Here is an 11929-nt window from a genome sequence, read left to right on the forward strand (position 1 = left end):
CACAAACCATCTGACACGCCCACACACCCGCGGACTTCAACGCCTCCATGGCATCAGCGCCCGACATCGGCTCGTCAGTAGTCACATCCATCGATACTGCTCCATTCATCAGGAGCCACTGCTACACAAACCATCTGACACGCCCACGACAAAGAACAAGACCGGCGTCAGAAACGCGAGCCCGGCGATCGCCAACAACTGCTGCATCGGGAACGCGTATATGTAGAGCCCGTAGGAAAGATCGGTGCGCAACGCGAGCCGCTTGTGGCGAAGCAACGTCCCGGAGACGATGACGGCGTACGCCAGCGGCAGCGCGCCGACAACCCGATAGTCGGGCAGCAGGATGCCCGCCAGAACAACAATGACCACGCTGACCCCCACCAGCGACCATTTCGCCGGGATCACATCTCGCCACTGATACATCACCGCCCCGGCCGCAAACATCATCACGCAACGCGCAAGCAACTGAGGAATGGTCCACACGCCGGGAAATGTGAGGGGCGGCAACATCAATGCCCCCACCAATGCGAACCCCAGGATCAGCGGCGAAATCCACCGGCGCGTGGCGAGCCCGACGATTCCGAGAACGGCGACCGCCAGGTAACACAAAACCTCCCAAATCAGCGACCACAGAGAGCCATTCCAATCGCCGGCGAACCCGACCCCAAGCGGTGTTCCGCCGACATCATGCTGAACGTAGATCACGGCGCTGTTCTTTAGGACGTACTCAAAAGGCGCCGTTGACATCAGCAGCTTCCCTGGCGAGCCTCCTTGAATCACCAAGCTAAGCGGAGCGATTACGAACGCGGTCACGATGAGGCAGACGTAAAACCCGGGAAGTATGCGCAGGGCCCGAGCACGGAGATATTCACCCACTCGCGGATTATTGAGCCAACTCCTTGCGATGAGGAACCCGGAGATCGCGAAGAACCCGTCAACCCCTACAGCGAAGAGAAGCTGAAGAAGTGCCGCAGGCGGCATGCGGCCGGTGATTGGGAAGGAGTGGAACAGGATCACCTCGGCGGCCAGGGCCAACCTCAAGGCATTCAGGGCATTGTTGCGCGGGTCGAAGGCCTGCTCTAGTTTCATCGACTTCCAGTTTCAGGACCCCCGATGGCCCCCGGCACCGCACTAGCGAACGATCGTATCGTCACTATCGAGAGCAGTCTTGCGGTTGCCTTCCCAACAACCTACAAAGCGACGTCGACTCGCGCCAGCTTGACACCTACGCGTTAGAGGAGAAGACGCCGAAAGCCTCGATGTCGTCACCCGGCTTACGAATAGCTGAGGTGGTTGGCGCAAACCATAGACAGCGCGGCTCAGCCTTGTCTGGCCTAGGTCTGGCCGGGATCGACGTGCGGCTGTTCGGCGATCCAATCGAGCAGCGACTGCAGACCGTCATCCAGCGCAGTTTTCGGACGCCAGTGCAGTTCCGTGTTCGCCGACTCGATGGTGCAACTGGCCGCGCGTACGTCCCCGTCGCGGAATTTTGGCACGACCACCGGTTCGGGGGCCTGACAGACCGCGGCAACCTTGTTTGCCAGCTCATGGATGGTTGTCCCGATTCCCGACCCGATATCGAGACAGCGCGACCCCAATGCAGGCTTCTGCAGCGCAGCGAACAACGCGTCGACGACGTCATCGATGAAGACGAAATCTCGTACGATCCTGCCGTCTTCGTAGACCTCCAATTGCTGCTGCTCACGCGCCAGGCGTGCGAACAGAGCGACGATCCCGGTGTAGGAATTGGTCAGCGACTGGCCTGGCCCGAATACATTCTGCAGACGGAGCACACTGAGGTTGGTATCGTGTGCGGCCACCCACGCAGCCAGCATGTGCTCCTGAGCCAGCTTTGTGGCCGCGTAGATGTTGGTGGGCCGAGGCTCTGTTCGGTCCGCTGAGCTCGGTACCGGCACCGCAGGTTCGTCCAAGGGCCCTCGTGGATCCCAGATGCCGGCGACCAGCTGAGCGTGGCTGCGGGGCGGCGGATAAAAGGTGCCTGTTCCGCACTGCCATGCCCCCTCGCCGTAGACGGCCCTCGACGAGGCAAGGACTAGCTGGTCGGGAACAAGCTTCGAGCGGGTCAGAGCATCAAGCAGCTGCGCGGTGCCGACGACGTTCACCGAGGCGTGACGCGTCGCTTCCGAGAGCGACTGCCCCGTTCCTGTCTCGGCAGCCAGGTGAACGATCTGCGTGGGACGGAACAGCCGAAGCACGGCATCGAGATCAGGCGCGTGAGTAACGTCGCCGGTGAACAGCCGCACTGCCGCCGGCAGATCGATCGCTTGATATCCGGTATGCACCTGGGGGTGAAGGACATCCATCACCGCGACTTCATGGCCGGCCTTGACGAGGCGCCGCGAAAGCGCGGATCCGATGAATCCGGCACCGCCGGTGATGAGCACGGAAGCTGACAAGAACGAAGCCTCTCATCCGTCTACTAGGCAGGCGGACGTCTCCGCCATCGTCCGTACTCTAGGCGAACGCCCCGAAGGCGCCCCCAGCGAACCTTAGACCGTCGGCCTCGGGAATTCGGTGGTCGGTGCATCATCGCCGTAGGTGTCTTCGCCGCGGCGCCCCTCCCCCAGCAAAGCGCGCACCGTCGGCCGGGTGCCCAACGGCTCGAGCAGGAAGCTGGCGGGGCGGGGGCGCACTCGTTGCGGCCACCAGAACCAGCGGCCGAGCAGTGCAGCAATCGAAGGCGTCATAAACGAACGCACAATCAGGGTGTCGAACATCAAGCCGAGCGCGATGGTGGTGCCGATCTGGCCAATGATGCGCAGATCGCTGACCACCATTGAAGCCATGGTGGCCGCGAACACCAGGCCGGCGGTTGTCACTACCTTGCCGGTACCGCCCATGGCGCGGATGATGCCGGTGTTCAGACCAGCGGCGATCTCCTCTTTCATTCGTGACACCAACAGCAGGTTGTAGTCAGACCCCACCGCCAACAGGATGATCACCGACATCGCCAGGACCATCCAATGCAGATGGATGCCCAGAATGTACTGCCAGACCAGCACGGAAACCCCAAACGAGGCCCCGAGCGAAAGCACCACTGTCCCGACGATCACCAGAGCGGCAATGAAGCTGCGCGTGATGATGAGCATGATGGTGAAAACGAGGCAGATGGCGGCGACTCCGGCGAGCCATAGATCGTTTACCGAGCCGTCCTTCCAGTCCTTGGCGGTCGAGGCGGCGCCGGCCAAATAAACCTGTGCGCCAGCGAGTGGTGTCCCCTTCAGCGCCTCCTCAGCCGCCGTCTTGATCTGGTCAACGCGGGCGATGCCTTCCGGAGTGGCGGGGGGACCGCGATGCGAGATGATGAATCGCGCTGCTCTCCCGTCGGGCGACATGAACGAATTCATGGCCTTTTTGAAGTCCTCGTTCTCGAAGACTTCCGGTGGCATAAAGAACGAGTCGTCATTATTGGCAGCGTCGTACGCCATGCCCATTGTGGAGAGGTATTTATTCGAGTAGTCCATCTGGTTGAAGAAGCCAGTGGTCGTACTATGCATGGTGAGGATCATGGTCCGCATGAACTTCATGATTGCGATGTTTTCCGGCATCAGCGCCGCCAGCTGCGGCAGCAGTACGTCCATCTGATCTAGATGGGTGATGAGCTGGTCGAATATGGTGCTGATCCGGTCGATGCCGTCCAATGAATCAAAAAAAGCTCTGATAGACCAGCAGATCGGAATGTTGAAACAGTGCGGTTCCCAGTATAGGTAATTTCGTAGGGGCCGGAAGAAATCGTCGAAATCGGACATGCTGTCACGTAAGTCGACGAGCGTCTCCCTCATCTCATGCGTTTTTAACACCATTTCATGAGTTAGCTCATTCATCCGCAGCATCATTGCGTACTGCGATTCCATGAGTTTGATCATTTTCGCCAAATCTTCGGCCTGTACCAACATGTCTGCCATGCGATCGTTTTGGTACTTCATCACCGTCGCCATATTGGCGTTCTGCAAACTGAGCATAAACGGTATTGACGTATTACCGATCGGTGTTCCCTCGGGCCGGGTGATGCCCTGCACACGAGAGACACCCGGCACTCTGAAAACTGCTTTAGCGATTCTATTCAACACCAAGAAATCCGCAGGGTTCCGCATGTCTCGATTCGACTCGATCATCAGAATGTCGGGCATCAAGCGCGCCTGGGAAAAATGGCGTTCAGCGGCGTTGAATCCCTCATTAGCCGGGATATCCCCCGGTATGTATTCGCGGTCGTTATAGCTCGTCTCGTAGCCCGGCAAGGTCAATAGACCGAGAAGCGCAAGCGCGAGAGAAGCTGCCAGGATGGGAGCGGGCCAGCGGACGATCGCCGTGCCAATCCCCCGCCAGCGATGAACCGCCAGCTTGCGCCTGGGGTCTAGTAACCCGAATCCGCTAGCCAGGGTTACGACTGCAGGACCGGCTGTCACGGCGACGGCGACGGCGACGACCATGCCAATCGCGCACGGAATACCCATCGTCTGGAAGTACGGCAGTCGGGTAAAGCTCAGACAGAAGATCGCTCCCGCGATAGTCAAACCGGATGCAAGGACAACGGGAGTGACGCTGCGGTACATGGTGTAGTACGCGGTTTCCCGGTCCTCACCAAGTTGACGCGCTTCCTGATATCGACCGAAAAAGAAGATTCCGTAATCGGTCCCCGCCGCGATGGCGAGGAAGACCAGCATGTTGACGGCGAACGTCGAGAGGACGAACGCATCGTTGTGGCCGAGAAACGCAACGGCCCCACGGGCTGCTGCCAGTTCCAGGAACACCGTGATCAATAGGAGAATCACTGTGACGATCGAACGGTAGACGAAGAGCAGCACCGCGAAGATGATCACGACGGTTACCGCAGTGATCTTCAAGATGGATTGGTCGCCAGCGCGCTGCATGTCTGATGCGAGCGGCGCGGCGCCTGTCACGTAGACGTCGAGTCCAGCCGGCGGTGGGTTCCGATTCACGATTTCGCGGACGGAGTTCACTGATTCTTCACCCAAGGCTGTGCCTTGGTTGCCGACCAAATTCAATTGGACATATGTGGCTTTGTGATCGGGGCTCTCCACACTCGAAGATGTGAGTCGATCACTCCACAAATCCTGTACATGCTCGACATGTTCGGGATCGTCTCGCAGCTCCTGAACCAGTTTTTCGTAGTACTGGTGAGCGGAATCATCGAGCGGTTGCTGCCCTTCCAGCACAATCATCGCCGAGCTGTCCGAATCGGACTCTTTGAAAACGTGGCCCATGCGTGTCATGGCCTGCACCGATGGCGCATCCTTGGGCATCACCGAAACGGAATGCTCTCGACCGACCTTCTCCAGCGCCGGAATCACCGACCGCCAACTTCCGTCGACGGCTATCAAGGTGGAGATCAAAATCAGCGCCACCCACGCTAAGAGGATGACCGGCGCCAGCGCGCGTGTGATACGCGCGAATACGGGCCGCCGAGAACGTTCGTCGCTCATGGGCCTTCGCTAGTCCCTCAGCAACAACGAACGAACCAACGGGCGCGGGCCGACGGACCGAAGCATGTGGCTGGCCGGGCGGGATCGCACTCGTTGGGGCCACCAGAACCAACGCCCCAGTAACGCGGCGGCCGAAGGTGTCATGAATGCGCGAACAACCATGGTGTCGAACAAAAGGCCCATCGCGATGGTTGTGCCGACTTGGCCGATGGTGAGCAGGTCGCTGACAAGCATCGAGGCCATGGTTGCTGCAAATACCAGGCCGGCTGCAGTCACGACTCTACCGGTACCGCCCATAGCTCGAATGATGCCCGTGTTCAGACCCGCGCCGATCTCCTCTTTCATCCGCGACACCAGCATCAGGTTGTAGTCGGATCCGACTGCCAGGAGCACAATCACCGACATCGCTACCACCACCCAGTGGATTTGGATGCCCAGAAGGTGTTGCCAGACGAGGATGGACAACCCGAAGGAGGCGCCCATCGAAATCACCACGGTACCGACAATCACGAGCGCGGCGATAAAACTTCGCGTCATGAGCAGCATGATGATGAAAATGAGGCACAGCGCGGCAACACCCGCAATCAGGAGGTCGTATCTGGATCCGTCGACAAGGTCCTTGACCGTCGCCGCGGTGCCCGCAAGGAACACACTGCTGGTCTCAAGGGGGGTGCCTTTGAGCGCCTCTTCCGCTGCAGTCCTTATGGGCTCAACTCGTGCCATGCCTTCGGGGGTCGCAGGGTCACCACTCTGCGATATCAGCATTCGCGCAGACTTGCCATCCGGTGACATGAAAATGTCCATGACACGTTTGAAGTCTGCGTTTTCGAAAATTTCGGGTGGCAGGTAGAAGGATTCATCATTTTTTGCCTGATTGAAGGCCTTCGCCATCGCCGTGGCGTTCTCGCTGTTGTCCTGGAACGCGCCGATCGTGCCCGACATAGTGGCGTGCATGGTCAGCATCATGGTTCGCATGCTTTCCATGATCGGAATCATGGGTTCTATTTGGGCGACCATCTGTGGCAGGAGCACGTCCAATTGGTCGAGGTTCCGGACCAGATCCTCCATTTTCAAAGTGATCGCATCGACGCCGTCAAATGCCACGAACAGACTACGGAGCGACCAGCAGATGGGGATGTTGATGCAGTGTGGTTCCCAGTGAAAATAATTGCGAATCGGCCGGAAGAAATCATCGAAATCGGAGAGGGAATCCCTCAAGTCTTCTGTGACATCCTGCAGTTCGTGCGTCGTTCCGACCATGTTGTGAGTAACGGTGACCATCTGCCGCATCAACGCCAACATGCGCTTCATGATGTCAATCGATTTGGACATTTGATTCGCCTGCTCGAGCATGTCATCCATACGCAATTCCTGGAATGGCATGTTCAGAAGTTGGCTCGCGCTCCCGACGCTGATCATGAACGGAATGGTCGTCCTGTCGATCTGCGTGCCTTCAGGACGCGTTACCGATTGAACGGTAGCAACGCCCTGGACGGCGAAGACCGCCTTTGCCAGCTTATTCAAGATCAGCATATCCGCAGGATTGCGCATGTCATGGTCGCTTTGAAGTACAAGCAGATCCGGAACCGTCAACTTTGATTCGGGGAAATGGCGCGCAGCGGCCGCATAGCCCTCATTCGCAGGGATATCTTGCGGAATGAACTTTTGGTCGTTGTAACTCGGATGGTAGCCCGGCAACGTCAATAGCCCGATAAGCGAAACTGCCAGCGTGGCGACGAGAATTGGCGCGGGCCACCGGACTGTCGCGGTTCCGATGCGCTGCCAAGCGTGAGTCCTCATCCGGCGCTTCGGATCGAACATACCGAAACGGCCGCCAGCTGCCATGATCGCGGGAACCAGCGTCAGCGCGACCGCGACAGCAACTAATATGCCGACTGCGCCTGGGATGCCCAACGGCTGGAAGAATGGCAATCGAGTGAAACTCAGACACGCGATTGCGCCAGCGATTGTGACGCCCGACGCCAGGACAACTTTGGCGACGCTCCGATAGGTGATGTAGTAGGCGGTTTCCTTGTCCTCGCCGGCTTGGCGAGCCTCCTGATACCGCCCGACGAAGAATATTCCGTAGTCCGTGCCGGCTGCGATGCCGACGGAAACCAGGAGATTGACCACAAAGGTAGTGAGACCAACGAGCCCATGCAGGCCAAGGAATGCGACTATTCCGCGCGCTACCTGTAATTCGATCAGCACCGTCAGCAAAATCACGATTGTGGTGATGATCGAACGGAAGACAATCGCCAACATTATGAAGATCACCGCGAACGTGACCAATGTGATCAGGATGATGGTCCTGTTGCCGCTCTCGCCCATATCCGCGACGATCGCCGCAGGACCAGTGACGTACGCCTTGACTCCGGGGGGAGCGGGGGTTCGCTCGACGATCTGCTGGAGAGCTAACACCGCCCTGTTGCCTTGGGGCGATCCTGTCGCCCCGACGAGGGAAACCTGGACGTACACAGCTTTTCCATCGGTGCTTTGCGCGGCGCCCGCGGTAAGCGGGTCGCCCCAGAAATCCTCAACGTGCTGCACGTGCGCCGTGTCGGCTTCGAACTGACGAACCAAATTGTCGTAGTACTCGTGAGCATCGGTGCCCAGGGGTTCCTGCCCCTCGAGCACGATCACTGCCAGGGTCCCGACGTTCGACCCCGAGAATGCCTGGCCCATTCGCTCGGCGGCCTTGGTCGACGGCGCATCCTGGGCAATCAGCGGTACCGAATGCTCTCTCTCAACCTGCTCCAAGGAGGGAACGAAGAGCGTCAAAACTACGGTGAGCGCCACCCACAGCAAGATGATCGGGATCGAAAGTCGATGAATCCAACGGGCTGCGAACGGGCGGTGGGTACGTTCTTGTACCGCGTGGCTGGTGCTCATAGTGCCGTCACGCTGCATGAAGTGAAGGCCCTGAACGCATCCTTGGTCTTCTCGGCCCTGACGGCGTTGTCTACGAGGATGCGGCAACCGATGCTGTCGCCCGTGCCTTGCGCCATCACGCTTCCTACCGCTGTCGTGTTACCGAGGGGGAACTCCAACGACCAGGGCAGGGGCACATTTTCGACGAATGTGGGGATGGAATTGACGTCGAAATAGCTGATATCGGCCACGCTGCCAGGCGACCCGAAGACCTCATACGTCACGTGCTTAGGGTTGTACGGCGCCTCTTCTTTTTGCGTGTCGGCGTAGGCAGGACGGTCGTCTGATCCGAAAATGCCGTGCAGGCGCGACACGGTGAACCCTCCGGCTACGGCGACCACCAGGACCACCAGCGGAATCCATATCCGCTTGAAAACCCTGAAAATCACAGACCCCCTCCAGCTCGCTCCGCGCCCGGCACCATGTCGGCGACCATGCAACTACACATCAGCCGCGACACGCCAGTCGGCACCCCCTCGAATGCGGTGTCGCCTTCAGGGTGGGCGACGTTACCGCAAACACGAGGACCTAGGCGAGCGCAAACCGGTCGTGACGAGTAAACCATGCCTGCGGCCTCCGTATCGGGTGGATCCCGACGCAAAATGGGATCGCAATGCGTAGCGCGAGCGTAGCGGTACGGTACGGACATTTCGCACCCGCCCGCAAATCATGAAGGTGAGCTGTATACCCGCCACGGTGAAAGGCACTTTCCAACGTGCGCTCGCTGTAAACCATCCTCCGACCTGGGGTTAGCACGACACATCGATGCCGCGCCCGGCCGAACCCGGCCGTGGGTCCAGGACCGCCGAGCTCGGTCACCAGGAAATAACCAGAACGTGACATTCTTCTGCAGCGGATGTAACACCGCGGAAACCGCGGCCGATATGCGCAGTGCGTCTCGTCGTAGGTTTCAAAACGCCGAGATGATGGTAGTCGTGCCGGTAGTGAACATTTGGCACAGGTACGTGCTGGGCAACTAGAGTTCGTAATAGTCGTGAGGGAGGAAGTTCACACATGAAGAGATCGACATTCACCCGGTTGGCCGTGGCTGCCAGCGGTCTGGCCCTGTCGGTGACCGCCGGCGCCGGTATCGCTGCCGCGCAACCGAATATCGACGCGATGGTCAATTCGCCGTGCACCTACGATCAGGCGATCCGTGCGGTGAACGCCGAGAATCCGATGGCTGCGCAGTATCTGGCTCAGTCGCCGCCGAACCAGCAGTTCGTGCGCGTGTTCTTGAGCTCTTCGAAGGACGAACGCATCTCGCTGCTCAACCAGATCAAGAACAATCCGGGTATCGACCAGGCCATTCCGGTCTTCACCCAGATGATGACCAGCTGCGTCAACTACTGAGCACCGCTCGGTTTGGGGTTTCGGCCTGAACGCCGCGGCCTAGGTTCTGAGGCCGATAGCGGCTGACTTGAGACGCTCCAACGCGGGCACCCTCGCTAATGAGGGTGTCCGCGTTGTCTTTGACAGCGAAACTTGTTGCACCGCAACCTAGGCCGTCTGAAAGAAGTCGAGAATCGCCGAGTTGACCGCATCCGGCCGCTCGAGAAATCCCAGATGGCCGGCGTCGGTTATCTCCAGATACCGTCCATTGGGCAGAGCGGCCGCAACCTCGGCGCCAAGGTGTGGGGGGATCACCAGGTCGTCGGCGAATCCGATGACCAGTACGGGTGTGGTAATCGCCCGGTAGGCCGGCAGCCTGTCGTTCAACGGAGCGACGTCATGCTGCGCGCGGACGCCGGGCGCCGACTCACTAGGCCAAAACGTGAATGTGTCGATCCAGTCCTCTACGAGAACATCGTCGTTGAGCGTTTTCGGCGAAAACCCCTCTAGCAGACGCAGTTTGGCTGCGTAGCTCGGCGGCAACTGGATGCCGGTATCGGCGAACTCTCGTTCGGCCGTATGGAAGAACTCGCGCGCACGATCATGGCGCCCCCGAGTTGCCATGAGCGCTGCCTGACGCACCAACTCAGGCCGCGCCAGCATCAACTCCTGCGCGATGAACGAGCCCATCGAGACCGTCACCAACCGGACAGGGGCGAGGTCGAGTCTCTCGATCAACTCCGCGGTATCGGCCACCATCGTTGCCGTCGTGAAAGCGCTCTCATCCGCCGTCGCGCCCACTCCCCTGTTGTCGAACGTGACGACGCGATAGCCGGCGGCAAGGAATGCGGGCACCTGGTGGATCTGCCACGTGCGTCCAGCACCACCCTGGCCAGCAATGAACAGCACCGGTTCCCCGTCACCGCGGTCATCGACGGCCAAGTTCACCACGGAGAGAAAGTACTACAGTCAGCAAACTCACACTGGGTGCGCCTGGGGGTTAACCCCCCCAAAAGTCTCTGGCAAACCTCCGGGGTTAACCCCCGCGGAAATTCGGCCCTTTTGCCGAGCCGTTTCCTGTCCACTCGCCAGCACGGCTACACTCCCAGCCCATGCGAAGTGCGCTCGGGCAAGTGTTCGATCCGCGCGAGAACGCACTGAACGCCTGGCGACTCGTGCTGGCAGCCGGCGTCATCCTGCAGCATTCGTGGCCATTGACCGGCCGAGAACTCGCCACACCCTTCACAGGGCTGCTCACGCAGGTGTGGGTAGACGCGTTCTTCGTGGTGTCAGGGTTCCTGATCACGGGGTCGTGGTTGAACAACCCCCGATTGCGGGAGTACGCGGTGGCGCGCGCCCTGAGAATCTTTCCCGGCCTGTGGGTCTGCCTGCTCGTCGTCGCGTTTGTGCTGGCCCCCATCGGGGCCGCCCTATCCGGCGGCTCGTTGCGACTGTCATCGCAGATCGCATACGTGCTGAACAACGCGGTACTCAATATCTATTACACGGGTATCGACGAGACCCCCATGAACGTGCCCTGGCCCGGCGTATGGGACGGCCCGCTGTGGACCCTGATCTTCGAGGTGATGTGCTACATCGGCGTCGCAATCCTCGGTGTCGCGGGTCTACTGCGGCGGCGGTGGACGGTTCCGGTCGTGTTCGTGTTGGGGGTCGCCGGCTCGGCAGTCGTGGGCTATCCGGTGATGTCGGTGGAGACGATTCCGCAGATGATGCTGCGTTTCATCGTCGTGTTCTCCGCCGGGGCGCTGGTGTACCAGTACCGTGACCGGATTCCGGCTCGCTGGTGGCTGGTCGCAGTGTGCGCGGCCCTCGTCGTAGTTCTCGGTCTCCTGCCGAACTATCGGGTGTACGCCGCGCTGCCGCTGGCCTACGCCGTGATCGTGTCCGGCGCGTTGTTGAAGAGACCCCGGCTGCGCAACGACCTGTCGTATGGCATGTACATCTACGCCTGGCCGGTGCAGCAGCTCCTGGCTGCGGCGGGGCTGGTCTGGCTGGACCCCCGGCTGTTCTTCGTGGTGGCTACGCTGTGCACGGTGCCGTTGGCGGCCGCCTCGTGGTTTGTTGTGGAGCGACAGGCCATGAAATTGAAGCGACGGGTGCGCCGGAAGGAGTTCGCGGAGTCCGCGCCCGGGGGTTAACCCCCGTCAACTCGGTTGGTAAACGCAGTGTTGCCGTCCCAC

At 59.9% G+C, this 11929-nt stretch carries 7 protein-coding genes and 1 pseudogene; 2 read left to right on the plus strand and 6 right to left on the minus strand.

The features are described 5' to 3' along the window. Positions 1-135: 135 nt before the first annotated feature. From H7J93_RS07680 to H7J93_RS07700, 5 genes and pseudogenes are all read right to left on the minus strand, one after another. A pseudogene (locus tag H7J93_RS07680) lies at positions 136-1089 on the minus strand (acyltransferase family protein); the annotation flags it as partial. Positions 1090-1334: 245 nt separating this feature from the next. Then, positions 1335-2405 carry an NAD-dependent epimerase/dehydratase family protein gene (locus tag H7J93_RS07685; RefSeq protein ID WP_267305956.1) on the minus strand — a complete coding sequence of 357 codons (1071 nt, stop codon included), beginning with the start codon at positions 2403-2405 and terminating at the stop codon, positions 1335-1337. Positions 2406-2510: 105 nt separating this feature from the next. Next, positions 2511-5465, minus strand: coding sequence for an MMPL/RND family transporter (locus tag H7J93_RS07690; RefSeq protein WP_267305678.1), 2955 nt, complete (start codon positions 5463-5465; stop codon positions 2511-2513). A 9-nt stretch (positions 5466-5474) separates the two neighbouring features. Then, positions 5475-8357, minus strand: a complete 2883-nt coding sequence (locus tag H7J93_RS07695) for an MMPL/RND family transporter (protein ID WP_267305679.1) — start codon at positions 8355-8357, stop codon at positions 5475-5477. Next, the gene (locus H7J93_RS07700; RefSeq protein ID WP_267305680.1) at positions 8354-8785 is read right to left on the minus strand and encodes an MmpS family transport accessory protein; all 432 of its coding nucleotides are present in this window, start codon (positions 8783-8785) and stop codon (positions 8354-8356) included. Before H7J93_RS07700 ends, H7J93_RS07695 begins: the two co-directional genes overlap by 4 nt. Before the next feature lie 625 nt (positions 8786-9410). Between H7J93_RS07700 and H7J93_RS07705 the strand changes: the two genes are divergently transcribed. Continuing rightward, positions 9411-9749 (plus strand): hemophore-related protein, encoded by a 339-nt coding sequence (locus H7J93_RS07705; protein WP_267305681.1) that lies wholly within the window; start codon positions 9411-9413, stop codon positions 9747-9749. Between the two features lie 147 nt (positions 9750-9896). On the opposite strand, the gene H7J93_RS07710 is transcribed toward H7J93_RS07705, so the two are convergent. After that, entirely contained in the window at positions 9897-10676 is a 780-nt protein-coding gene (locus H7J93_RS07710) for an alpha/beta fold hydrolase (protein ID WP_267305957.1), read from the minus strand. Between the two features lie 164 nt (positions 10677-10840). On the opposite strand from H7J93_RS07710, the gene H7J93_RS07715 reads away from it, so the two are divergent. Further along, positions 10841-11887 (plus strand): acyltransferase family protein, encoded by a 1047-nt coding sequence (locus H7J93_RS07715; protein ID WP_267305682.1) that lies wholly within the window; start codon positions 10841-10843, stop codon positions 11885-11887. Positions 11888-11929 lie beyond the last annotated feature (42 nt).

This window comes from Mycobacterium barrassiae (assembly GCF_025822765.1).
GTDB classification, from domain to species: domain Bacteria; phylum Actinomycetota; class Actinomycetes; order Mycobacteriales; family Mycobacteriaceae; genus Mycobacterium; species Mycobacterium barrassiae.